The organism is Pseudomonas sp. R4-84 (assembly GCF_054130985.1).
The window spans coordinates 2,009,897-2,034,559 of record NZ_CP096390.1 but is presented as its reverse complement, the minus strand read 5'-3'; the positions used below and the strand labels follow the sequence as shown (position 1 = coordinate 2,034,559).

Genomic DNA, 24,663 nt, shown 5'->3' with positions numbered 1-24,663 from the left:
CCTCCCGGTCAGTCCCGGCCGCGCAACATGCTGTGCAACACCTCGTCCCGGCGCACCCAGCCGTGAAACAACGCCGCCGCCAGATGCACCAGCACCGTCAGGAATAACAAATAGGCCAGGTAACCATGAGCCTTGCGCAGCCATGCGAAGGTCTGGGCATTCGCGGGTAGGATGGAAGGCAACCGAAGCGACTCGCTGAGCATCACCGGGTCCCCCGCCGCCGATATCATCCCCCAGCCCAACAGTGGCAACGCCAGCATCAAGGCATACAACAAGACATGCGAAGCCTTGGCCGACAAGGCCTGCCAGCTCGGCAGGTCGGCCGGCAACGGCGGTATCTGCGTGGTGAAGCGCACCACCAGGCGGACAATCACCAACAACAAAATAGCGATGCCCAGGGGTTTGTGCAGTTGAAGCAGCCACTCATGGCGCTCAGACACGGAGGCGACCATGCCCGCGCCGATAAACAACATGGCGATGATCATCAAGGCCATCATCCAGTGCAGCAGCCGAGCCAGCGGCGCGAAATGTCGGGGGGCGTTCATGGACGAGACTCCTGGGTGGCGGGCAACTGGCTGACTTCGCTGGTACGGCGCAGGTACGAACTGGCATAGGCCGCCGAACGAGCGGCCAACAGCGGATCATCAGAACCTTCGATCCCACTGGGCAGGATCAGCGGGTCATAGTTGATATCGCGGCAATCGCCGTTGTCCTGCGCCTGGGCGCGCTCCAGCACCAGGGTGCCGGCGTTGAGCACCTTGCGATCGGCGGGCCAGGCCTTGCTGGCGTCGTTGACCGGATCGCCCGGGTTGGCCAAGGTGATGTTCAACTGCCAGCGCAGTGGTCCGCCAGCCAGGCGTTTGGTCAGGTCCTGTTCCAGGAAGTCGGCGCCTTGGGGTGGGCTCGCATCCACCTCGTCCTTGCTTATCGGCACCACCCCCCAACGCACGGCCTGGCGTTGTCCGGCAGGGCCCACCAGGTAGAACGCATTGATGCCGTTGTAGGTTTCAGTGGCATAGCTGGCCGATGGCTTGGCCGTCTTGATCCATTGCAAGAACGGCACTGCCTCGGGATGCGCTGCAAAAAACGCCGGCACGGCGCCAGGGTTTGGTTTGCCCGTGGCCGGGTCCGGCGACTGGGCCTGTTGCAGTTCAAAGAAAGCCTGCGGTGTACCCACCGGGAACACCGGCATACTGTTCATACCGGTGCGCCATTGCTGGCCGTCGGCCTGGGTAAAACGCAGCGCCAGGCTTCGGATCGGCACACTGCCATCCGGTGCGTAGGGGTTGCCGCTGGGCAGCGCAAAACGACCGACCACAGGCGTGCGTGGCTCATTGAATACCTGGGCGCTGGAGTAGGCGCGGGCTTCGCCACTGCTTTCAAAATAACCGGCAACGCAGACGCCCTTGGAGTGATTGCGCCGGAAACCCGCATGGACCCCGTTGTTCGTTTCCAGCACATTGACCAAGGCCTTGGGCGTCAGGCGTTGTGGGTCGAGTGTGCCATTGACGTAGGCAAACGCCCCGGCCAGCGCAGCAACGACCACGGCAATGGCCGTCAGGCGCAATGTCAGGCTGGCGGCGCTCAACGGCGGCCGACGTTCAGAAGAAGGGTCAACCATTTGGAGACTCCAAGGCACGAGGCCGTTAGTGGAAAGGACCCGTCAGACGAAAGCCCAACGTGATTATTCCCACGCTTCATATTTATTTTTCGTTCACTGGAATAATCTTGTGCCTGGATCGTCTTTCTTTCCAACGCAGTGATTGCCCACGAAGCCACGCATCCTCATGAACGAACTCGACGACCAGTTGCGCCTGCTCATTCCACGGCTGAGACGTTTTGCCGTGTCGCTGACACGCAACCCCAGCAACGCCGACGACCTGGTCCAGGCGTGCCTGGAAAGGGCCCTGTCGAAATGGAACGACAAGCGCCCGGACGGTGATTTGCGGGCCTGGCTGTTCTCCATCCTTTACCGGCAGTTCCTCGATGCCCATCGTCGTTCCCGACGGTACGCACGCATGCTGGAATTCTTCACCGGGCGCGACGATGCACACCCTTCCGCCGAGCGCAGCGTCATCGCCCAATCGTCGCTCCAGGCTTTTGACCAGTTGCCCACCGAACAGCGCGCGTTATTGCTGTGGGTGTCAGTAGAAGGCTTGAGCTACCAGCAAGTCGCCGACATCCTGGGCGTGCCGACCGGCACCGTGATGTCGCGCCTGTCACGGGCCCGCCAGGCCTTGCGCCAACTCAGCGACGGCGAAATCGCCCGCCCTGCCCTGCGAATACTCAAATGATCACCCTGCCCCCCAGCGACAAAGACCTGCACGCCTACGTCGATCATCAACTGAGCGAAGCCGACCGACGACAGGTTGAAACCTACCTGGCCAGCCACCCCGCCGTCGCCAAACGCGTACGGGCCTGGCAACAGGACGCGCAGCATCTGCGCGCAACCCTGAGCGCAACCTTGCAACTCCCACCCAATCCCAGCCTCGACCCGACTGTCATCCGTCAACGCATGAAACACCGTACGCGCCGCCTTCTCGCCAGCGCAGCGGTCTTGACGCTGGCCGTCGGTATCGGTGGGGTGGGCGGCTGGCAGGCCCGACAGATAACCCTGCTCAGCGCAGCAGCGCCCATGGCTGACGCATTGCAGGCGTACCGGTTGATTGCCCAGCAGGGCGTGCTCCCGGCCGATTACCAGACTGGCGACGAGCACAGCATGCAAGGCTGGCTCGACCGTTACTTCAGCCAAGCCGACCGCTTGCCGGATCTCTCGGCGGCGGGCTTCACGCCGGTCAGCGGGCGATTGCTCAGCACTGACCAAGGCGCGGCGGCGATGGTGGTTTACCAGGATTCGAGCGGCCTGAAGATCAGCTTCTATATCCGCCCACCAGGTCCAAAAAATATCCTGCTGCCCCGTGGCAGCCGGCGCGATGGCGAACTGCAGGCCGAGTATTGGTCCGGGCCTGGGTACAATTATGCGATGGTCATCCCGAGCGATACGCCGACGGCGCAGAAGCTCAAGCAGACCTTGAATTTCTGACCACCACCTTCCCCTGTGGGAGCGAGCCTGCTCGCGAAATCGGTCGCACAGTTAGAAATGATGTCGACTGAGATACCGCCTTCGCGAGCAGGCTCGCTCCCACAGAGGTCTTGTGACAGGCCAAAAATCGGTATTCACCCCTGCCTGAACACCTGCGAAGGCCTGCGCAGCAGCGGATCGAACGGGTTGATTCGCGGGCCGATCAGGGCGGCTTCGCGCTTGAGCATCTCCACCACCGTTGGCAGCCTATCCGGCCCGAGCCGGTCGCTGATGGTTGCCACGCTCAAGGCCGCCACGGCCCGTCCCTCACGATCGAGAATCGGCACCGCCACGCCGGCCATGCCCTGCAACACCCCGGTGTTGCGCCCGGCATAACCCAGCGTGCGGACGTTCTCCACTTCCGTGCGCAGGAAAACCTCATCATACAAATGAAAATCCTTGAGCCGTGGCAGGTTGTAATGGATCACCGTGTCGCGCTCTTCCTCCGGGAGGAACGCAAGGATCGCCAGGCTGCCCTGTCCCACGCCCAAGGCCACGCGGCCACCGATGTCGCCGGTGAATGTGCGGATCGGAAACGGCCCTTCGCTGCGGTCCAGGCAGATCGCATCGAAGCCACAGCGTGCCAGCAGAAATAGCGAATCCCCCAACGACGCCGACAACCGCAACATTGCGGGCCTGGCCAGTTCCCGCATGTTGCCGGTGTTACCTGCACGGGCCGCCAGGGCAAAAAAGTCCAGGCTCAAGCGGTAGCGTTTGCTGCGCGCATCCTGCTCGACCATGCCTTCGTCCATCAGGTTGCGCAGCAAGCGGTGCGTTGTGGGCTGGGACAGGCCAATGCGCTGGGCCAGTTGCGTGACTCGCTCGCCGCCCTCTGCGGTCTCGCCCAGGCTGCGCAAAACGGCAAACAACCGAGAAACCGAGCCAACCCCTACTTCAATCTTTTCGGTATTCCGCTCAATGGAATCAGACATAGGATTTTTTACTCAGTTATTTATTCACCGAAAGAAACCGAAAATAGTCATCGCTTCAGTGAAATAGTCCATTGAGCCCATCCTATTCTTCGTCCTACTCTGCGTCCATACAGGGGCGATTCGAACAACAGCGGCAGCCGACGTAAGTCGAGCGCCAACGCACCCCGCGACATCCTTTCGTATCTGCCCATACAAAAAAGCGCGCCTCGCGGCGACGCATAACAATCTCAGGTGGAGCGCAGTCATGGCTTTCGTGCAACTTCAAGACTTGAGCAAACGGTATGGCGACCTGGACGCCGTGGTCGCCACCAACCTCTGTGTGGAGAAAGGCGAATTCGTCTCTCTGCTAGGGCCGTCCGGTTGCGGCAAGACCACCACCCTGCAAATGATCGCCGGCTTCGTTGAGGCCAGCAGCGGCCGGATCCTGCTGGACGGGCGCGACATCACTCATGCCAAGCCCGCCAGCCGCGGCCTGGGCGTGGTGTTCCAGAGTTACGCGCTGTTTCCCCACATGACCGTCAAAGACAACGTCGCCTTCGGCTTGCGCATGCGCAAGGTGCCCAGCGCAGAATTGCAGTCCCGGGTCGATCGCGTACTCAAGCTGGTGCGCCTGGACCGGCATGCCGAGCGTTACCCGCGAGAACTCTCGGGCGGCCAGCGTCAGCGCGTGGCATTGGCCCGGGCGCTGGTGATCGAACCGCCGGTGCTGCTGCTCGACGAACCCTTGTCCAACCTCGACGCCAACCTGCGTGAGGAAATGCAGTTCGAAATCCGCCGCATCCAGCGCGAAGTCGGCATCACCACATTGATGGTCACGCATGACCAATCCGAGGCGCTTTCGATAAGCGATCGAGTGGTGGTCATGCAGGCCGGCCGCATCACCCAGATCGACGCGCCCTACACCCTTTACGAGCACCCGCGCACCGAGTTCATTTCCGGCTTCGTCGGCAAGGCCAATCTGCTGCCCGGCGAACGTGATAGCGCCGGCCTCGTGCAAGCCAGCAGCACCGGTAAAGGTGAGCTGACCCTGAGCCTGCGTCCCGAAAAAATCGACCTGTGCGCCCCCGGCTCGGGACGACTGCAAGGCACCGTCACCCAGCGTTTTTTCCTCGGTAGCCAATGGCTGTATGGCGTCTGCACCCCTCTGGGCGAACTCAGCGTGGTACGGCGCAACGACGGCTCGGCGCCCCTGGCCGAAGGCACCGCCGTGGGTCTGGACTGGGATCCGGCGCTGCTGCGTGTGTTGAGCGTGGATGAGGTGTTGGCATGAAGCTGATCGATGTCATGAAGCGCGGCCGCCAAGGCTATTGGATGTCAGCCCCGGCCCTGGCCTTGTACCTGGGCCTGCTGGTGATTCCCCTTGGTCTGACGCTCGTGCTGTCGTTCAATGTTTTCGACTACGGCTCGGGTATCGACGGCGACGCCTACACCTTCGAGCACTACACCAGCCTTCTGGGCGACCCGTACTTCTACGAAATCTTCCTGCGCACGTTCTGGATCAGCGCCCTAACCACGTTGCTGTGCGTGGTGATCGGCGTACCCGAGGCGTACATCCTCAGCCGCATGGGCGCGCCGTGGCGTTCGATCTTTTTGATCCTGATCCTTACGCCGCTACTGATTTCGGTGGTGGTGCGAGCGTTCGGCTGGAGCCTGCTGCTCGGCGCCGATGGCCTGATCAACCAGACGCTGCAAGCCCTCGGCGGTTCACCCATGAAGCTGCTCTACACACCGTTCGCGGTGGTCATCGCCCTGGTGCACGTGATGCTGCCGTTCATGATCATTCCGGTGTGGACCTCGCTGCAAAAACTTGATCCCGCCGCCGAACAGGCCGCCCTATCCCTGGGCGCGAGCCAATTCACGGTGATCCGCAAGGTGGTGCTGCCACAGATCATGCCGGGCGTATTGTCCGGCACGCTGATCGTGTTCGGCCTCGCCGCCAGTTCGTTCGCCATCCCCGGCCTGCTCGGCGGGCGCCGCCTGAAAATGGTCGCCACGCTGATCTACGACCAATACCTGTCGGAACTGAACTGGCCGATGGGCGCGGCCATTGCCGTCGCGCTGTTGTTGCTCAATCTTCTGATCATGCTGTCGTGGAACCGCATGATCGAAGGCCGCTACAAGAAATCACTGGGGTAATTCTTCATGTCCAGGAACGGTCCTTTCGCCCTGTTGTTTCATGCCTTGGTAGTGGTGTTCATGCTGGCGCCGCTGGTGGTGGTCTGCCTGGTCGCCTTCACGCCGGAAAACACCCTGAGCTTGCCCACCACGGAATTTTCCCTGCGCTGGTTTCGTGCCGTGTTCGAGCGCGCGGATTTTGTCGATGCGTTCTACAACAGCCTCATCCTGGCGTTCAGCGCGGCCTCGCTGGCGACACTGATCGCGGTGCCGGCGGCCTTGGCGATCACCCGGTTGGAGTTTCCTGGCAGGGATTTTTTCAACGGCCTGTTCCTGTCGCCGATCATCATTCCGCATTTGGTGCTGGGCGTCGCGTTGCTGCGGCTGTTTGCACTGATGGGCGTGAACGGCAACTTCAGCTGGCTGATCTTCGCCCATGTGCTGGTGATCACGCCATATGTGCTGCGCCTGGTATTGGCCTCGGCCATCGGCCTGGATCGCAGCGCCGAGCAAGCCGCGCAGTCATTGGGCGCCGGTCGTTTCACCCTGTTCCGCCAGATCACCTTGCCGATGATTTTGCCCGGCGTCGCCGGAGGCTGGTTGCTGGCGTTCATCAACAGTTTCGATGAAGTCACGCTGTCGATTTTCGTCACCTCGCCGGCCACGCAAACCTTGCCGGTGCGCATGTACGTCTACGCCACTGAATCCATCGATCCGATGATGGCGGCAGTGTCGGCACTGGTGATCGCGCTGACGGCGCTGACCATGATTCTGCTCGACCGGGTGTATGGCCTGGATCGAGTCCTGGTAGGCAAACAATGAGGGCACCATGGCTCTGCTGAAACGACTGGCCGAAAACGACCGCCCGGCCCTGGATTTCCTGCTCGACGGCGAACCCGCCAGCGGCTTGCTTGGCGATACCGTGCTCACCGCGGTACTGACCTGCGGCGAACACCTGCGCGGCAGCGATTTCAGCGCCGAGCCCCGCGCCGGCTTCTGCCTGATGAACGCCTGCCAGGATTGCTGGGTCCGACTGGGCGACGGCCGCCGCGTGCGCGCCTGCTCGACGATGCTCGAAGCTGGCCAGCAGATCAATCGCGAACCGGGGCGGCAGGTATGAACGGCTTTGACAGGTATGGCCCCATCGCGAGCAAGCTCGCTCCCACAGGTGACCTGCGGCGTACGCACAATCGGCATCCACGACAGATCCCATGTGGGAGCGAGCTTGCTCGCGAAGGCGGCCTCGACAGCAGCGAAAATCCGTTGCCGGTGGGGTTGCCATGAAACCCATCGTCATCATCGGCGCCGGCCCCGCCGGTATCCGCGCCGCGCAAACCTTGGTCGCCCATGGCATCTACCCGATCCTGCTGGACGAAGCCGCCCGCGGTGGCGGGCAGATCTACCGACGCCAGCCCGTCAATTTCAGCCGGTCTGCGCGCAAGCTTTATGGTTTCGAAGCAACAAAGGCCAACGCCATCCACCAGACCCTCGATACGTTGCGCGAGCAGCTCGACTACCGCCCCGACACGCTGGTCTGGAACGCTGAAGCCGGTCAGTTGGATACCTTGCATGAGGGCCGCGCCGATCGCCTGGATTACGCCAACGTGATCGTCGCAACGGGGGCCACCGACAGGATTCTGCCGGTCCCCGGCTGGACCCTGCCGGGCGTCTACAGCCTGGGCGCGGCGCAGATCGCCCTTAAATTCCAAGGCTGCGCCATTGGTGAACGGGTGGTATTCGCGGGCAGCGGGCCATTGCTTTATCTGGTGGCGTACCAATACGCCAAGGCCGGCGCAAACGTCGCCGCGGTACTCGACAGTTCGCCCTTGAGCGCGCAGACCCGGGCTCTGCCGGGCCTGCTCGCACAACCGGCCACGCTCGCCAAAGGCCTCTATTACCGCGCCTGGCTGACGACACATGGTATCCCGGTGCATCAAGGCGCCACCCTTGCGCACATCGACGGGAAACGCCGGGTACAGTCGTTGAAGTGGCGAAACAAAAAGGGCGAGCACACGCTCGATTGTGATGCGGTCGCCTTCGCCCACGGCTTGCGCAGTGAAACCCAACTGGCCGATCTGCTGGGCTGCGAGTTTGCCTGGAACCCGCTCAATCGCGCCTGGCTACCGCAACGCGACAGCGCCGGTCGCAGCAGTTCGGCCGGGGTCTACCTGGCCGGTGACGGCGCTGGGATCATGGGCGCCGACGCCGCCGAAATGGCCGGCGAGCGCGCCGCCCTGGCACTGCTCGAAGACCTCGGCTACCGAGTCGACCCGCAACGTTGCGCCCAGTTGGAACAGTCTCTCGAACGCATCGGTAATTTCCGCCAAGGCCTGGAGCAGGCCTTTGCCTTCCCTGATGAGTGGGCGAGCCTCGCTCAAGACAACTTGATGATTTGCCGCTGCGAAGAAGTCAGCGTCGGCGATATCCGCCAGGTCGTGGGCGAAGGTCACTGGGAAATCAACCGGGTCAAGGCCCACTGCCGGGTCGGCATGGGCCGTTGCCAGGGGCGGATGTGCGGTGCCGCCGCCGCGGAAATCATCGCTTGCGCAAGTGGCCGCGACATCCGGGACATCGGGCGCCTGCGGGCACAGGCACCAGTCAAGCCCGTGCCGTTTGGCCTGGAGGTCGAGCCATGATCGAGGTCGATGCAGTAATCATTGGTGGCGGCATCGTCGGCGCCTCGGCCGCACTGTTTTTGAGCAAGGCCGGACGCCGCGTGGCGCTGTTGGAACGAGACTTCTGCGGCTCGCATTCCAGCGGCGTGAACTACGGCGGCGTGCGGCGCCAGGGCCGGCCCTTGTCTCAGTTGCCGCTGTCGCAACGTGCCCATGAAATCTGGGGTCAATTGCCGCAGTTGATTGGCATCGACGGCGAGTATCAGCGCAGCGGCCATCTGAAGTTGGCACGCAGCCTCGATGACCTGCGTTCATTGCAGAACTACGCCGCCAGCAGTCAGGGCTTTGGCCTCGATTTGCAACTGCTGGATCGCGACGAATTACGCAGACGGTTTCCCTGGGTCGGCACCGTCGCGGTCGGCGCCTCGCTGTGCCCGGACGATGGTCACGCCAACCCGCGGCTGGTCTCGCCGGCATTTGCCCAGGCGGCCCGCAGGCATGGCGCACAGGTTCACGAACAATGCCCGGTCAGCCACGTCACTCATGACGGCCAACGCTTTGCCGTGCACACCGAAACCGGCCTCGAATGTCGCGCGCCGTGGCTACTGAATTGCGCTGGCGCCTGGGCGAGCCGCTTCGCCGCGCAGTTCGGCGAAGCAGTGCCGATGCACGCCGGGCACCCAGCGATGCTGGTGACCGAGCCGCTGCCCGTGGTGATGGACGCCAGCACGGGCGTCGAAGGCGGCGGCATCTATGCGCGCCAGGTCGCCCGGGGCAATTGCGTGCTGGGAGGGGGCCAGGGCTTCGCACTGGACGACGCCCGCGCCAGGCCCGGCCAGCACGCGGTCATCGAGATCCTGCGCCAGGCCGTCGAACTCTACCCTTTTCTGGAGGGCGCCCAGGCGATCCGCACCTGGAGCGGCACCGAAGGCTACCTGCCCGATCGCCAACCGGTAATCGGCCCCAGCAGCACCCAACCCGGTCTCTTGCATGCGTTCGGTTTCGCCGGCGCGGGCTTCCAGATCGGCCCGGCGGTGGGCCAGGCGCTCACCGAAATCATCTGCAGCGGGGCTTCGTCCACGCCGCTGGATGCGTTTTCCATCACCCGGTTCCACTCCATCTCCGTTGCTTGATAGAGGAAGGTCGCGCTAATGAATAACGTCAAACGCAGTGCACTGTTCGGCTTCTGCTCGCTGGGTTCCGCTTGCCTGGGCGCCCTGCTCCCCGTTACCCAGGCGTTGGCCGAGCCGACGCTTTACCTGGGCATGAACGGCGGCACCATGGAGCGGCTTTATGCCGACAAGGTCTTGCCGGCCTTCGAGAAGGCCAACAATGTCAAGGTGGTGATCGTGCCGGGCACTTCGGCCGACATCCTGGCCAAGGTCCAGGCCAGCAAGGGCAACCCGCAGATGCACGTGATGTTCCTGGACGATGGCATCATGTACCGCGCCATCGCCATGGGGCTGTGCGACAAGCTGCAGGACAGCGCCCCCCTGGCACAGATTCCGGCCAAGGGCCGCATCAAGGACCAGGCCGTCGCCGTCAGCCTCGGCGTCACCGGACTGGCCTACAACACGCGGCTGTTCAAGGAAAAAGGCTGGAACACGCCGACGTCCTGGATGGATCTGGCGGACCCGCGATTCAAGGACAAGGTGGTGTTTCAATCGATGGCCTCCTCAACCTTCGGCCTGCACGGTTTTCTGATGTTCAACCGGATCCAGGGCGGCAGCGAAACTGACGTCGAGCCAGGCTTCAAGGCGTGGCCGAACACCGTCGGGCGCAACGTGCTGGAGTACATCCCCAGCTCGGCGAAAATCTCCGAGATGTTGCAGACGGACGAAGCGGCGCTGTTCCCGTTGACGCCGACCCAGGTCACCGCGTTGAAACTCAAGGGCATGCCGGTCGAGTATGCACAACCGAAGGAAGGCGCGGTGGTGCTGAACGTCGCCGAATGTGCCGTCGCCCAGAACAGCGAACCCGAACTCGCGCAAAAACTCGCTGCCTTCCTGCTGACGCCCGAAGCCCAGGCCATCGCCCTTGAAGAAGGCGACCAGATCCCGTCCAACCCCAACACGCCGACCACCGAAAAGACGCGAGGCCAAGTGGAAGCGATGAAGCAGTACCTGGAAACCGCGATCGCGGTGGATTGGGATCAGGTCAATGAACAACGTCCGGCGTGGAATGCGCGGTGGAACCGCAGCATCGAGCGCTAGAAGCACTGGCGCAACCTTTTTGTTTATCATGCGGGCCTGCGCCGGTTTCACCATTGCGCTCGGCCCCTTGATAGCAGCGACTTCCCCAATGCAGACCCTCACCCAACTCCAAACCGGCCAGCTATCGGGCATTGCCCGACTGAAGCTGTCGTGCGGCCTGACGGAGTTTCCTCAGGAAATTTACGACCTGGCGGACTCGCTCGAAATCCTCGACCTGAGCGGCAATCAACTCGAAACGCTGCCAGCGGATCTCCATCGGCTTACTCGCTTGCGGATACTGTTCTGTTCGGACAACCGCTTCACCGAACTGCCTGAATGCCTGGGCCGTTGCAGCGCATTGACCATGGTCGGCTTCAAGGCCAACCGCATCGAGCGCGTCACGGGCGCAGCCTTGCCGCCGCTGCTGCGCTGGTTGATCTTGACCGACAATTGCGTCAGCCAGCTGCCGGATGAGCTGGGCCGGCGTCCCCATCTGCAGAAATTGATGCTGGCCGGTAATCGCCTGCGGCAATTGCCGCCGAGCCTGGCCCGGTGTCATCGCCTCGAATTGCTGCGTGTTTGCGCCAATCAACTGACCGAACTGCCCTCCTGGCTGCTGGAAATGCCGAGCCTCAGTTGGCTGGCCTACGCCGGCAATCCATTGCAAGCGCAAGGCGATACCCAGGCGCTGCATGCCGCCACGCCGATCGATTGGTCGCAGTTGAGCTTGCAGCGTTCATTGGGCGAAGGGGCTTCGGGCGTGATCTACCATGCACTTTGGCAACCGCCCGGCAAGGCCAGGCGCGACGTCGCGGTCAAGCTCTACAAAGGCCAGATGACCAGCGATGGCTCGCCATTGCATGAAATGCACGCGTGCATCACCGCCGGCAAGCATCCGAACCTGATCGAGGTGCTGGGTCAGGCCAACGGCCACCCAGAGCAACAGGCCGGGCTGGTGATGGCCCTGATCGGGCCCGATTACCGCAACCTGGCCGGGCTGCCGAGCCTGGAATCCTGTACCCGCGACGTGTATGCCGATGAACTGCGCCTGAGCGCCGATGTGGCCTTGCGCATCGCCCGGGGTATTGCCGGCGTGGCGTGCCACTTGCACCGACAAGGCCTTACCCATGGAGACCTGTACGGCCACAACATCCTCTTCAATGACCAAGGCGATTGCCTGCTGGGGGATTTTGGCGCGGCGTCTTTCCACGCCACGGTCGAAAAAGACAGGCAAACACGGGCGTTGCAGCGCATCGAGGTGCGGGCCTTCGGGATTCTGTTGGGGGAATTGCTGGCGCGGATCGAACCGGCGCTCGGTAACGAGGATCTTTCACGACTGAAAGACCTCGAGGCGCGGTGCTGCCAGCCGGATGTACTGGCGCGGCCGGGGTTTGACGAGATTGAAGAATTGCTGCGAGTGGTGAAGGAGCTCGCTCCCTCACCACAGTGACTTTGGCTTAGCCCGCCAGACCGACAAACATATCCTGCACGTCGTCGTGGTTGTCGAGGCCTTCGAGGAACGCCTCGACTTCCGCCATCTGCTCATCGGTCAGGCCGCTGACTGGGTTTTTCGGCTGATAGCCCAATTTGGCGGACAACACCGTGAAGCCTTGCTCCGGCAACGCCTTTTGCACGGCGTCCAGGTCGCCAGGCTCGGTGATGAACAGCGTCGCACCGTCCTCGCCCGGTTCGAAATCCTGGGCCCCGGCCTCGATGGCGGCCATTTCCGGATCAGCGTCGGGGCTGTCCGGGGCGGCTTCGATCATGCCCACGTGGTTGAAATCCCAGGCCACCGAACCCGAGGCACCCAGTTGGCCCTTGCGGAACGCAACGCGAATCTCCGCGACGGTACGGTTGATGTTGTCGGTCACGCACTCAACGATCAGCGGCACCTGATGGGGTGCGAACCCTTCGTAGGTGACACGATGGTATTGCACGGTTTCGCCGAGCTGGCCGGAGCCCTTCTTGATCGCGCGCTCCAGGGTCTCGCGGGGCATCGAAGCTTTTTTTGCCTGCTCGACCACCAGCCGCAGGTGCGCGTTGGTGGCGACATCAGCACCGTTGCGCGCGGCAATGGTGATTTCCTTCACCAATTTGCCGAAGATCTTGCCCTTGGCGTTGGCAGCCGCTTCTTTGTGTTTAACCTTCCACTGTGCGCCCATTACTCACTCTCTTGTCTGACGCGCCGAGACACCTGGCCGGCGCTGTGGCGCAAGTTTATACGGCCTAAACCGGCTGATCGACCAAAAAATCGCTGCCTCCAATCGACATTTTCACAACGTGTTGTAGGGGGTTTCCGAAATAGCGATTCGGGCACAGCGCTGCGCGCCGGGGTTTCGTACCCTTGCACTCTTATCCTTCAGCCAGCATGGGCCGCAATGCGCAACGATTCGGAACACCCTTTCAGCCTGACGATCCTTCAAAGCGACCTGCGCCTGCAAGTGCTGCGGCTCAATGGCCGTGAGGCCCTGAACCAGCCTTACCGCTTCGACCTTGACCTGATCGGCCTGGCGCCGCCGGTCAGCCCCGACAGTCTGCTGGGGCAGGCAGCTTTCCTACGCCTTGATGGCGAGTCGGGCGTACATGGGGTTGTGCATTATGTCAGCCTGACCGCCGACACCATGCGCCGCGTGGGCTATCGCTTGACGCTGGTCCCTCATCTGCAGCAATTGGAACAAGGGCCACGACGGCGGGTTTTTCATCGGCTCAACGTTGTCCAGATCCTGCAGTGCCTGCTGGAAGGTAACGCCGTGCCTCCCGACAGCTATCGTTTCGAGCTGCCGCACGGGCAGTATCCGACTCGCCCGTTCTGCATTCAATATGAAGAAAGCGACTTGGATATGCTGCAGCGGTTATGCGAAGAGGAAGGCATTCACTATCACTTCGAACACGCGCCCCAGGGCCACGTCGCCGTATTCGCGGAAGACCCAAAGAGCTTCCCGGCACAGCCGGTCGAACTGGTCATGCGCCAGGATGCGGACAGGCACCCGACAATCAGGCGGCTATACCAGCGCCATCATTCGATCATCGCCAGACCGCCCGTCGGCCACAACGACCGAGGGGCGACACTCCCGCCTGGAAGCGCGGCCCCAGAAAAAATGCGTGAAGATCCGGCACAGGCTTACCGCTACCAGGCGGGTCGCCGCAGCCTTGAACGGTTGCGCTATCGGCATCGGGAAATCCATGGCCACGCCACAGAACCAGCCCTGCGCAGCGGTCACATCGCGCAGATCTGCAATCACCCGGTGTCGTCCTTCAATGATCAATGGCTGATCACCGAGGTCCAGCACCGAGGAAGGCAATTTTCCATACTAGAAGCGAACCCGCCGGCCACGCCGCAACCGCGGCATTATCGCAACCGGTTTTGCGCCATCCCTTGGTCCACGGTGTTCCGCCCGGCGCTCAAGCATCCCAAGCCATGTATCGCCGGTTACCACGTCGCCTACGTGTTCGGCCCGCCCGGCCAGCAAGCCAGGCCTAACGAGCAGGGTAAAGTCGAGGTCAGCCTCTGGAGCCCGGAAGAAGAACCGATCACGTTGCCCCTGTCTTGGCCGATGCCCGATGACCGTCCCCCATTGATTGCCGGCAGCGAAGTGCTGGTCAGCTTCATCGAGGGCGACCCAGACCGTCCAGTATTGTGTGCAGGATTGGTGGGCCCGGCCGTGGACAGCGATGGCCCTCCGTCTGCCCCCCCGCCTGAGCCAGGCGACAAAGATGTCGGGCTGCTGTTCAACTGGCTCTTGAACCCCCCGGACATCTCACCATGATCCTTTCCTAACCCAATTGCGGCTCGTCGATGCGCACTTTTCATTCAAAGTTTTCTTTCCGATAAAAAATGCCGCAACTCCATGGAGATTGCGGCAATAGTTCACGGCATTTCCAATCGAACGTTTCATACATTAACAACTGAACAATACAAATCTTCAGTTCTTTTTGTTCCCGTCCATGTCAAACCATTCGCCATCGGGAAATAGCACACTCCCATCCGGAAATTGAATCTGTCCATCGGCAAATACTACACGCCCATCAAGGTATACCAACGTGCCGTCGCCATATTGAATAGTTCCATCGGGACGCGTGACCGATTCACCTTCGACATCCACCACACTGCCATCGGCCAGCGAGACTGTCCCATCGTTATTCGGGGTACTCCCGGGTGATTTTGCCAGGTTTACGAACGCCAGGGGATCGATACCCACGTTCAAGGTGGGCCACGGAATGGATGCCCACGCCGGGGTGGGTTTAGTGGACGGACCGGGTGTCGTCGCTGGTGTCGGATTGGGTTTTGGCGTTGGTTTAGGTGTTGGCTTGGGCGCTGGTTTGGGTGCCGGCTTTGGGGTGGGCTTTGGTATTGGCTTGGGTGCGGGCTTGAGGGCCGGGCCAGGCTTGGCCGCCGGTTTTGAAACAAGGCCAGGCTTGGCCGTCGGCCTCGGGCGCAGCGGTTTCGCCATCTGCCGGTTAATGACAGCGTGTTGTGCGTTGTTGCCATTGAACGTATCCATGTTCTACTCCTCGTTTTATAAATACGGCCCGGCCGATCCAGGCTCGCTTATTTATAAATCCAAAAACATTGAGGCAACGATAGAGAACTTGAAAAGACCGTACAAACGAAAAAGATCATATAAATATGACCGGGCAAGTATTTCAGAATCTCGACCGCACAACAGCAGACCTGCAAACTTCAACCAGAGCTGAACAACAATGTTGGAGATCGTAGGAAAGAGCGAGCATTGATTGCTATACATGATCTTATTGATGGCTCACTGAAACCCCCGACGCCCCTGCAAGCCACCCGTATGAACGAAGATCAACCGAGTACCCGGCTCAAAGGCGCCGGCCTCGACCTGAGCCTTTAGCAACATCAACGCCTTGCCGGTGTAGAGCGGCTCCAGCTCGATGGCCTGGGTGGTTTCTATGAACGTGGAGAGATCAGCATCAACCTGGCCGAAACCACCACGGCTGCCGTCGAGCAGCTCGTAGAGCGGGTCGGCAAGCCCTGCCGCCCTCACGATGTTTTCCACGTTCTGGCTGACGCCATGGCCTTGGGGCACCGCCAGGACGCCATGCACCTTGCGCTGGCCGGCTTCAGCCAGCACCAGGCCCGCCAGCGACGTTCCGGTGCCGCAGGCCAGCCACCAGCCGTGATAGTCCGCCCAGCCCAACGCCGCCAGTTGATCACGGGCACAGGCGACCCAGCTCATGCAGCCTTGCGCGCCGGGCAGGCCTGCCCCCCCTTCCGGCACCGCCCAGAGTTCAGGGTATTGCGACCGCCAGGGTGTCCAGAAACCATCGTCATGACGCCTGCGGTATCCCTCGTAACCCAACCAGTGCAGCGTCATGCCGAACGCTTTCAAGTCGAGCACCGTGGGCGTATCCAGGGGATGACCGCGCAGCAGTCCGACCGTCGCGAACCCAAAGCGCCGGCCCGCTGCGGCAAGTGCGTGCAGGTGGTTGGAATGAGCGCCGCCCAGGCTCATCACACCTGCAGCACCGGCCCGATGAGCTGCGCGCAGGTGGTGAAGCAACTTGAACCATTTGTTCCCGCTGATCAGCGGATCGATCCGGTCCAGGCGCAGCACTGCCACCTCGACGCCGGACCGGGCGAGCCAGTCCAGATGAAGGGGTTCGAGGCGAGGTTGAGGGTGCCAGTCGAGAGCGGGAAGTAGCATGGCGGCGAGTCGGGTGGAAAACAGGCCGGCATATTAACAGCTGGTTGCAAACGTCCTGACATCGAAAAAACGGTGGCAGCGAGCTTGCTCGCGATAACGGTGGGTCAGCCAAACATTTCTGAAACTGACTGACCGCCATCACGAGCAGGCTCGCTCCCACAGAGGACTTGCGCCTTACAACTGCGCCGCCAGTCGCGAGCCTTGGTTGATCGCGCGCTTGGCATCCAACTCCGCCGCCACGTCGGCGCCGCCGATAAGGTGGACGGTCTGGCCGGCCGCTTCCAAGCCCTCCTGCAACTCGCGCAGCGGATCCTGGCCGGCGCAGATAACCACGTTGTCCACCGCCAGCACTTGCGGCTCGCCCGTTTCGCCGATGCGAATGTGCAGGCCCTGATCGTCGATCTTCAGGTACTCGACGCTGTTGAGCATCTGCACCTGCTTGTTTTTCAAGCCTGTGCGATGAATCCAGCCGGTGGTCTTGCCCAGACCGTCGCCGACCTTGGACTTCTTGCGCTGCAACAGGAACACCTGCCGGGCCGGCGCATGAGGTTGCGCCTTGACCCCGGCCACGCCGCCGCGCGCCTCGAGGTGGGTATCGATCCCCCACTCCTTCCAGAACGCTTCGCGGTCCTGGCTGGTGGCAACCCCCTGGTGTACGAGGAATTCCGACACGTCAAAGCCGATCCCACCTGCACCGATCACCGCGACGCTACGCCCTACCGGCTTACGCTCGAGGATCACGTCCAGGTAACTCAGCACCTTGGGATGATCCACGCCCGGGATGGCCGGCACTCGCGGTGCGATGCCGGTCGCCAGGATAATTTCATCGAAACCGCCGGCCACCAACTGCGCGACGTCCACCCGGGTATCGAGGCACAGCTCGACGTGGCTCGTCTGCAACTTGCGCTTGAAATAACGCAATGTTTCGAAAAACTCCTCCTTGCCGGGCACACGCTTGGCGATGTTGAACTGCCCGCCGATTTCACTGGCCGAATCGAACAGCGTCACCTGATGGCCGCGCTCGGCCGCCACGGTGGCGGCGGACAACCCGGCAGGACCGGCGCCCACCACGGCGATTTTTTTCACCTGGGTCACTGGCAGGTAGTTGAGCTCGGTCTCATGGCACGCTCGCGGATTCACCAGGCAACTGGTGAGCTTGCCACCGAACGTATGGTCCAGGCAGGCCTGGTTGCAGCCGATACAGGTATTGATTTCATCCGCCCGGCCAGCGGCTGCCTTGTTGACGAACTCCGGGTCAGCGAGGAAAGGCCGAGCCATGGACACCATGTCGGCGTCGCCCTCGGCCAGGATCTGCTCAGCGACCTCAGGCGTATTGATGCGGTTGGTGGTGATCAACGGAATGCTCACCGAACCGCGCAGCTTGGCGGTGACTTTACTGAACGCTGCCCTTGGAACCTTGGTGGCGATGGTGGGAATACGCGCTTCATGCCAACCGATACCCGTGTTGATGATCGTCGCACCGGCCTGCTCGATGGCCTTGGCCAGTTGGACGATCTCTTCCCAGGTGCTGCCCCCTTCCACCAGATCGAGCATCGACAGACGGAAGATGATGATGAAATTCGGGCCGACCGCCTCGCGCACCCGACGCACGATGTCCACTGGGAGGCGCATGCGATTTTCGTAACTGCCCCCCCAACGGTCGGTACGGTGGTTGGTGTGGGCCGCCAGAAACTGGTTAATGAAATAGCCTTCCGAGCCCATGATTTCGACACCGTCGTACTCGGCCTTCTGGGCCAGCAACGAACAAGTCACAAAATCGCTGATCTGTTTCTCGATGCCCTCTTCGTCCAGTTCCTTGGGCTTGAACGGGTTGATCGGCGCTTGGATCGCGCTCGGTGCCACCTGCTTGGGGCTATAGGCATAGCGTCCGGCATGGAGGATCTGCATGCAGATCTTGCCGCCGGCTTCATGCACCGCCCGGGTGACGATCTGGTGCTTGAGGGCTTCCTCCTCGGTGGTCAGCTTGGCCGCACCGGAGTAAACGCCACCCTCATCGTTAGGACCGATTCCCCCGGTGACCATCAGGCCCACGCCGCCACGGGCGCGCTCGGCAAAATAGGCCGCCATGCGCTCGAAGCCACCGGGCTTTTCTTCAAGACCGGTGTGCATCGACCCCATCAGGGTACGGTTGCGCAGCGTGGTAAAGCCAAGGTCCAGCGGGGCCAGCAAATGCGGGTAATGAGGGGCGGTCATCGGTTACTCCACTACGGGCGATCACGGAAAATGCGGAAGCTCTATGGCCTCCGTCAGTCATGGGTAACAGCCTAAGAGTCGGGATGGGGTCGCTCAATGACCGAAACTGACAAGTTGATGATCCAAATGCACAGGACAATCGGCTCGCCTAGACTTCCCACATCCTCCTCACACCGCTGTGCGCCCTTTCGCTAATCCTTTGTTTTACCGTACCCTGCCAGGTGTCCTGGTGAAAAATCACGAACCTGTAAGCGACCATTGACTGTCCCCATGCGCAAATTTCTGTACCTGCTGTTCTCACTGGCCTTGATGGCCGCCGTTATCACTTACGCACTGTGGACAGCGGACCGTCCAGTCGGCCATTACCTTTCAGACCTGCGCATCAACCTGGCGGTCGACCAGGGCACGCCCTCTGATCGCGGCAACTTGCTCGGCATCCAGCCCGAGCTTTTCCCCACCGACTACCAGAGCCCCCAGCGCCTGCGTCGCAAGCTGGCCGCCTATCTGCAAGCGGCGCGCGACCAAGGGTTTCTCAACGACAAAACCATCGTGGTCCTGCCCGAGCACATCGGCACTTGGCTGATGGTCAGCGGCGAAAAGGACGAGGTGTATCAAGCCAGTACATTGAAGCAAGCCATGCATTGGCTCGCCGCCAGCAATCCGCTGGCTTTTATTCGCGCCCTGGCAAGCGCCAAGGGCAGCAGCCGCCTGGACGATGCCTACCTGCGGATGAAAGCGGACACCATGGCCCGGGATTACCAGACGCTGTTTGGGGGCCTGGCCAAGGAATTCGGCGTGACCCTGGTGGCCGGCTCCATCGTGCTGCCCGAACCCAGTGTCAGCGAAGGCGAGCTGAAGATCAGTGGCGGCGCGCTGTACAACACCAGCCTGGTGTTCGGCCCCGATGGTCGTCCGATCGGCCAACCCCTGCGTCAACGTCATCCGATATTCGACCAACAAGACGTGCTCGGGGCAGAAGAAACCCAGGCTACCCCGGTCATCGACACGCCGGCCGGTCGCCTCGGCGTACTGATCGGCAGTGACAGTTGGTATCCGCTCCATTATCGGCAACTCGACGAGCAGGACGTGCAATTGATTGCCGTACCCGCCTTTGTGGTTGGCCGCGATTCGTGGAATAAACCCTGGGCAGGCTACAAAGGCCTGTCCACGCCAAGCGAAGTGAGCCTCAAGCCCGGCGAGATAACCGAAGGCCAGGCATGGCGTCGCCTGACATTGACCAGCCAGTTGCCGGTCAGCCAGGCCCTGGGGGGCGTCAGCGTGTTTCTACGCGGCCAGTTCTGGGACACCGGCAGTGCCGGCCAGAGTTTCATCAGCCATGGCGGCCAGCAGTTCCCCGATGGCGAAGCCCGTGGCGCTCGCCTGTTGAACCTCTGGTTGTGAGCATGAAGCCACAGCCGATGCGCCTGGGCGACTTGTCCGTGGGTTTCGTCCATAGCCTTGCCGACGCAATTGCCAGCCACGGGAGGGATCCGCTGCCGTTGCTCGAACAATACGGCCTTGATCCTGCACGCCTGGCCGAACCCAGGGCGCGGCTGTCGATTCCGCGCTACATGCGCCTGGGCCACGCCGCGATCCAATTGACAGAGGATCCGGCACTGGGCTTGCGCATGGGTCAGCTCAGCCGCTTGAGCCAGGCCGGGCTCGCCGGCGTGACTGCCGCCCAGGCGCCCACCGTACGGGAAGCTGCCCGCTGCATGATCCGCTTCGAGCCGCTGTACGGTTCCAATTATCGCGGACAATCAAGCTTCTACGAGGACGCCCGAGGCGCCTGGCTGCGGTTCTATTCCATCAGCCCCTATAACGCCTATAACCGCTTCGTCGTGGATTCGATCATTGCCGGCTGGCTCAAGCAGTTGTCCAGTGTGAGCGAAATCGGGCTGCAAGCCGAACGCATCGACATCGAATTCGAGGAGCCGGAGTATGGGCAGGCCTATCAGATACTTGGCGACTGCCCGATGCAGTTCGGCGCCGAACAGAACCAGCTGCGCCTGGGCCTGGATAGCCTCGCACAGCGCAATCCTCAACACTGTCCCAGTACCTGGCGGCACCTGCTCCAATTATGCGAACGGGAACTGGAGCAACTGACACGCACGCGAACCTTGCGTGAACGTATCATCCAGCTGCTGGGTCCGCTGCTCAGTGGTGGGCGGGAGCCGGATCTAGAAGAAGTGGCGATGCGCCTGAAACTACCGACCTGGACGTTGCGCCGCAAACTGGCGGAGGAAGGTACGCAGTTCAGGGCGATCCTCAACGAGACCCGTCGAGACTTGGCCATGACGTACATTCGCGACACGGAGCTGGCGTTCGGCGAGATCGCCTACTTGCTGGGGTTCGCCTCGGCGGAAGCCTTTCAACGTGCCTTTAAGCGCTGGAACAACCAAACGCCCGGAGACTTTCGTCGCAGCCGCAAGGGGACATGAACCCGATACCCAGCGCCCAGGCTCCGTCGTGTCTCGTCGCCTCTAACTGGCCTCTAGCTGCCTGCAGACATGCCCCTAAAGCTCAGTCGCATCCTCGGCTGGCTCCAGCGGGTCCAGCTCATAGGCCTGATATTCCAGCAGCTCTTCCTGATAATCATCCATTGCGCGTCCTTCCCAATCGTTGAACCGAAGCCTGATGGCTTGGAATCAGCATAAAGCTGCTTTGTGAATAAAACATGAAGCCACAGCCTCATGAATTAAACGTAGCACAGCATTGGGGATTTAAAGCCAAGACATGTAGCAAGGAATGACAGCCCTTGCTACAGCTGCTCAGGAGGCCGGCAGGGGTTGGATTGGCTCGGTCGGTGCAGGCAAGGAGCTGGCCGGCGGCGGTGTGATGGTGTCCGACGAAGAAGGCGCGTAGGACTCCGGCTCGCTGGGTGCGATCGGCGCGGGCTCGACTGGCGGCGCGACCGGCTCCGATGCGGCGGGGGCCGGCTCGACCGGCATGATGGGTGCCGGGGCCGGCGCTGGTTCCGCTGCAGGCGCTTGCAAGGCCCCAGGGGCGGGTGCGGGAGCCGACGCGGGAGCCAAGGCTGCCGGTTCGGCCTTGGGTTCCGGAACGCCAAGCTCCGCTTTTGGCTTATCGGCATTCTCCACGGCTTTCTTGGCTTCCGGTGGCAGGAACACCTCCACCAGCGCGAAGAAGCGCTCATAAAACTTGGCCGCCGATACGGTTTCACTGGCGACCTTGACCATGGAATCATCCGAAGAACCGATCGGCATCGAGACCGATCCCAACACGCCCACGCCCAGGCTGGCGGAGTTGTTGATTTTCTTCAGGGCGTAGCGGTCCTGCAAGGCGTTGGCGAACATGGTGGCGCGATGGCCGGGACCGCCATCCTCGGCGCAGACCAGGTTGAAGCTGATCTCCATATGGGTATCGCCAGTCTGCTGGAAACTCTTGTGGCCGCTGATCAGCTTCGGATCGCTGCTGGTGATGATGTAGCCCTGGCTGAGCAACGCCCGGCGCCCTGCTTCGCAGGTCGCCACATCAGTCACCGGATAGGTACGCGAGAACGTACCCGAATCATCAAAGTTCTCGTGCTCGTAGATGGCGGCCTTCTTGGAGGAGCAGCCGGCCGCGACAGCCAGCAGCAATGCCAGCCCAACGGTGCGCATGTGAAATGATTTGAACATTGAGCATCCTGGGTAAAACAATCCGGCGCGTATTGTGCAACAGAACGCGACCGCAGCTTGGGTAATCGTGTCTCAAAGGCGGTACAAGTCTACGGGGGCTTGCGGGCAGGAAAAAGACCAAGTTCGACGAATCGACGAACATCCCCGTCAACCGCAATACGCAGATACAAAAAGACCCCGGCTTTTCGGCCGGGGTCCATGGCTAACGCATCAATGCACTCAGAAGCGCTTGATGTCCGCCTCGCTTTCCAACTGTTTGCGGTAAGCCGCAAAATCCTGCTGACCGACACGGGACGCCAGGTAGCGACGGTACTCGGCCTTTTCTTCCTCGGTCGGTGCCGCACCTTCGTTGACGCCGTTCAGGCGCAAGACCGTCACGCTGCCGTCAGGCAGGGTCACGCTGGCGAACGTCGGCTTGTCCTTGGTCTGCGGCTTGGACATGCGGAACAGCGCCTGCAGCACGGCAGGATCGACGCCTTCCTGGCTGCGAGTCGCCGCTTCTACAGCTTTCCACGCCTGGCCATTGACCGGCTTGTCCAGGGCAACCTTGCCATCGCGCAGGCTGGCGATCAGCTCATCGGCCTGGGTCTTGGCACCTGCGCTGGCATGTTCCTTGGACAATTGAGCGCGTATCGGACCGGCCACGCTTTCCAGCGGCATTTGCGCAGGCTTGCGGTGTTCCTTGGCACGCAGCACCACGACCGTTTCCGGGTCCAGCTCGATGGCCGTGCTGTTGGCACCCTCTTCCAGCACTTCCGGGCTGAACGCAGCAGTGATCACGGCGCGGTTGGCCGCAATTCCTTCACCGCCTTCGCGACCAAACGGTGCCGACGTGTGCACGGTCAGCTTGAGGTCCTGGGCAGGCTGCGCCAAGTCCGAGGCTTCGAACGAAGCGTCTTCCAATTGCTTGGTCGCCTCGACGAAACGCTGCTCGACCTGCTGAGCCTTCAGCTCGCGAGTCAGCTTGTCCTTCAGGCTCGCAAAGGTCGGCACCTCAGGGGCTTCAACACCCAGCAGCTTGATCAGATGCAGGCCAAAGTCGGTTCGCACCGGTGCCGAAACCTGGTCCTTGTTCAGGGCGTACAGCGCCTTTTCGAACTCCGGATCGTAGACCCCTGGCCCCGCAAAGCCCAGATCGCCGCCATTGTTCGCCGAGCCTGGATCCTGGGAATATTCCTTCGCCAAGGCTTCAAACGACTCGCCTTTGGCCAGGCGCGCCTGGACTTCCTCGATCTTCGCCTTGGCCTGGGCTTCGGTGACCTTATCGTTGACTTCGATAAGGATGTGCGCCGCGCGACGCTGTTCGGACAAGTTGGCGATTTCTTTCTGATACGCCGCTTGCAGGTCCTCATCCTTGACGCTGACCTGGTCGAAGAAAGAGGCTTTCTTCAGCTCAACGTAGTCAATGACCACCTGGTCGGGTGTCATGAATTCCTTGGCGTGCTGATCATAGTAGGCCTTGACCTCGTCATCGGTCAGCTTCACGGTCGATGGATCTGCCTTGATGGTAAGGGTAGCGAAGTCACGGGTCTGCTTTTCCAGACGGGCAAACGCCAGCACCTGGGCATCGGTGACAAATCCGCTGCCAGCCAGGCCGGCGCGTAGCTGGCCGATCAGCATTTCCTGCGCCAGCATCTGGCGGAACTGCAGGCGACCGTAACCCAACTGGCGTATGACCTGGTCGAAACGCTCGGGGCTGAACTTGCCATCGACCTGGAACTCAGGCGTTTGCAGGATCACTTGATCCAGCGCGGCTTCGGAAAAAGCGAAATCCGCATCATGGGCGCCTTGTAGCAACAACTTGCGATCGATCAGGCCCTTGAGAGCCGAGTCGCGCAACATCTTTTCGTCCAGCAAGGAAGCATCGAAATCCTTGCCCAACTGTTGCATCAGCTGACGGCGTTGCATGTCGACCGCTTGGCTCAGCTCGTTCTGGCTGATCTCCTCGCCGTTGACCTTGGCCGCTTCATTAGTGTTCGAGGTGGCCTGAAAAATGGCTTCGAAACCGGTCAACGCCATCAATGCGACGATGATCCCGATGATGGTCTTGGCAATCCAGCCTTGTGAATTGTCCCTGATATTCTGCAGCATGCGTCCCCCAGAAACGGTTGAACTTCAAATTTAGGCAACCGTGGAGCGTGGGTAGAATCCGGATAGAAGAAAGGCGCATCCGAGGATGCGCCTTCTCGTAACTGGCGGAGCG

General features: G+C 61.6%; 23 protein-coding genes. 14 read left to right on the top strand and 9 right to left on the bottom strand.

Annotated elements, in window-relative coordinates; genetic code table 11:
- Positions 1-8: 8 nt before the first annotated feature.
- Positions 9-545: a cytochrome b gene (locus M1D68_RS09450; RefSeq protein WP_457970122.1), complete on the bottom strand. Its 537-nt coding sequence runs from the start codon at positions 543-545 to the stop codon at positions 9-11.
- Positions 542-1,621 carry a catalase family peroxidase gene (locus M1D68_RS09445; protein ID WP_457970120.1) on the bottom strand — a complete coding sequence of 360 codons (1,080 nt, stop codon included), beginning with the start codon at positions 1,619-1,621 and terminating at the stop codon, positions 542-544. The genes M1D68_RS09450 and M1D68_RS09445 overlap by 4 nt, the downstream gene beginning before the upstream one ends.
- Positions 1,622-1,787: 166 nt before the next feature.
- On the opposite strand from M1D68_RS09445, the gene M1D68_RS09440 reads away from it, so the two are divergent.
- A complete protein-coding gene (locus M1D68_RS09440; RefSeq protein WP_420764610.1) occupies positions 1,788-2,294 on the top strand; it encodes a sigma-70 family RNA polymerase sigma factor in 507 nt (168 codons plus the stop codon).
- A complete protein-coding gene (locus M1D68_RS09435; protein WP_457970118.1) occupies positions 2,291-3,043 on the top strand; it encodes an anti-sigma factor family protein in 753 nt (250 codons plus the stop codon). Before M1D68_RS09440 ends, M1D68_RS09435 begins: the two co-directional genes overlap by 4 nt.
- A gap of 134 nt (positions 3,044-3,177) precedes the next feature.
- Here M1D68_RS09435 and M1D68_RS09430 read toward each other — a convergent pair whose 3' ends face one another.
- Positions 3,178-4,014 (bottom strand): IclR family transcriptional regulator, encoded by an 837-nt coding sequence (locus tag M1D68_RS09430; protein WP_457970117.1) that lies wholly within the window; start codon positions 4,012-4,014, stop codon positions 3,178-3,180.
- 244 nt (positions 4,015-4,258) lie between these two features.
- On the opposite strand from M1D68_RS09430, the gene M1D68_RS09425 reads away from it, so the two are divergent.
- From M1D68_RS09425 to M1D68_RS09390, 8 genes are all read left to right on the top strand, one after another.
- On the top strand, positions 4,259-5,284 hold the full coding sequence (locus tag M1D68_RS09425; protein WP_457970115.1) for an ABC transporter ATP-binding protein: 1,026 nt from the start codon (positions 4,259-4,261) through the stop codon (positions 5,282-5,284).
- Entirely contained in the window at positions 5,281-6,150 is an 870-nt protein-coding gene (locus M1D68_RS09420; protein WP_457970113.1) for an ABC transporter permease, read from the top strand. The genes M1D68_RS09425 and M1D68_RS09420 overlap by 4 nt, the downstream gene beginning before the upstream one ends.
- A 6-nt stretch (positions 6,151-6,156) precedes the next feature.
- Positions 6,157-6,951 (top strand): ABC transporter permease, encoded by a 795-nt coding sequence (locus M1D68_RS09415; RefSeq protein WP_030140057.1) that lies wholly within the window; start codon positions 6,157-6,159, stop codon positions 6,949-6,951.
- Positions 6,952-6,958: 7 nt separating this feature from the next.
- Positions 6,959-7,249: a (2Fe-2S)-binding protein gene (locus M1D68_RS09410; RefSeq protein ID WP_457970111.1), complete on the top strand. Its 291-nt coding sequence runs from the start codon at positions 6,959-6,961 to the stop codon at positions 7,247-7,249.
- A gap of 160 nt (positions 7,250-7,409) precedes the next feature.
- Positions 7,410-8,765 (top strand): FAD-dependent oxidoreductase, encoded by a 1,356-nt coding sequence (locus tag M1D68_RS09405; RefSeq protein ID WP_457970110.1) that lies wholly within the window; start codon positions 7,410-7,412, stop codon positions 8,763-8,765.
- Entirely contained in the window at positions 8,762-9,877 is a 1,116-nt protein-coding gene (locus M1D68_RS09400; RefSeq protein ID WP_434650576.1) for an NAD(P)/FAD-dependent oxidoreductase, read from the top strand. Before M1D68_RS09405 ends, M1D68_RS09400 begins: the two co-directional genes overlap by 4 nt.
- Positions 9,878-9,895: 18 nt before the next feature.
- Complete coding sequence (locus M1D68_RS09395) at positions 9,896-10,957, top strand: ABC transporter substrate-binding protein (protein WP_420764618.1); 1,062 nt, start codon at positions 9,896-9,898, stop codon at positions 10,955-10,957.
- Between the two features lie 88 nt (positions 10,958-11,045).
- Positions 11,046-12,386, top strand: coding sequence for a leucine-rich repeat-containing protein kinase family protein (locus M1D68_RS09390; protein ID WP_457970108.1), 1,341 nt, complete (start codon positions 11,046-11,048; stop codon positions 12,384-12,386).
- Between the two features lie 7 nt (positions 12,387-12,393).
- On the opposite strand, the gene M1D68_RS09385 is transcribed toward M1D68_RS09390, so the two are convergent.
- Positions 12,394-13,098 carry a YebC/PmpR family DNA-binding transcriptional regulator gene (locus M1D68_RS09385; protein ID WP_420764620.1) on the bottom strand — a complete coding sequence of 235 codons (705 nt, stop codon included), beginning with the start codon at positions 13,096-13,098 and terminating at the stop codon, positions 12,394-12,396.
- A 216-nt stretch (positions 13,099-13,314) separates the two neighbouring features.
- Between M1D68_RS09385 and M1D68_RS09380 the strand changes: the two genes are divergently transcribed.
- Entirely contained in the window at positions 13,315-14,703 is a 1,389-nt protein-coding gene (locus M1D68_RS09380; RefSeq protein ID WP_434563349.1) for a type VI secretion system Vgr family protein, read from the top strand.
- A gap of 156 nt (positions 14,704-14,859) precedes the next feature.
- Here the strand turns inward: M1D68_RS09380 and M1D68_RS09375 are convergent, their stop codons facing one another.
- Positions 14,860-15,141 carry a hypothetical protein gene (locus tag M1D68_RS09375; protein ID WP_434563347.1) on the bottom strand — a complete coding sequence of 94 codons (282 nt, stop codon included), beginning with the start codon at positions 15,139-15,141 and terminating at the stop codon, positions 14,860-14,862.
- A gap of 13 nt (positions 15,142-15,154) precedes the next feature.
- Here M1D68_RS09375 and M1D68_RS09370 point away from each other — a divergent pair, with 13 nt between their 5' ends.
- A complete protein-coding gene (locus M1D68_RS09370; RefSeq protein WP_457970106.1) occupies positions 15,155-15,631 on the top strand; it encodes a hypothetical protein in 477 nt (158 codons plus the stop codon).
- Between the two features lie 65 nt (positions 15,632-15,696).
- Here the strand turns inward: M1D68_RS09370 and M1D68_RS09365 are convergent, their stop codons facing one another.
- Both M1D68_RS09365 and M1D68_RS09360 read right to left on the bottom strand, forming a co-directional pair.
- Positions 15,697-16,605, bottom strand: coding sequence for a 1-aminocyclopropane-1-carboxylate deaminase/D-cysteine desulfhydrase (locus M1D68_RS09365; protein WP_457970104.1), 909 nt, complete (start codon positions 16,603-16,605; stop codon positions 15,697-15,699).
- Positions 16,606-16,779: 174 nt separating this feature from the next.
- Positions 16,780-18,819 (bottom strand): oxidoreductase, encoded by a 2,040-nt coding sequence (locus M1D68_RS09360; protein WP_420764625.1) that lies wholly within the window; start codon positions 18,817-18,819, stop codon positions 16,780-16,782.
- 270 nt (positions 18,820-19,089) lie between these two features.
- Between M1D68_RS09360 and M1D68_RS09355 the strand changes: the two genes are divergently transcribed.
- On the top strand, positions 19,090-20,220 hold the full coding sequence (locus M1D68_RS09355; protein WP_457970102.1) for a nitrilase-related carbon-nitrogen hydrolase: 1,131 nt from the start codon (positions 19,090-19,092) through the stop codon (positions 20,218-20,220).
- A 2-nt stretch (positions 20,221-20,222) separates the two neighbouring features.
- Positions 20,223-21,260: an AraC family transcriptional regulator gene (locus M1D68_RS09350; protein WP_457970100.1), complete on the top strand. Its 1,038-nt coding sequence runs from the start codon at positions 20,223-20,225 to the stop codon at positions 21,258-21,260.
- Between the two features lie 330 nt (positions 21,261-21,590).
- Here the strand turns inward: M1D68_RS09350 and M1D68_RS09345 are convergent, their stop codons facing one another.
- A complete protein-coding gene (locus tag M1D68_RS09345) occupies positions 21,591-22,460 on the bottom strand; it encodes a DUF2242 domain-containing protein (RefSeq protein WP_434563339.1) in 870 nt (289 codons plus the stop codon).
- Positions 22,461-22,679: 219 nt separating this feature from the next.
- Entirely contained in the window at positions 22,680-24,551 is a 1,872-nt protein-coding gene (locus M1D68_RS09340; protein ID WP_457970098.1) for a SurA N-terminal domain-containing protein, read from the bottom strand.
- Positions 24,552-24,663 lie beyond the last annotated feature (112 nt).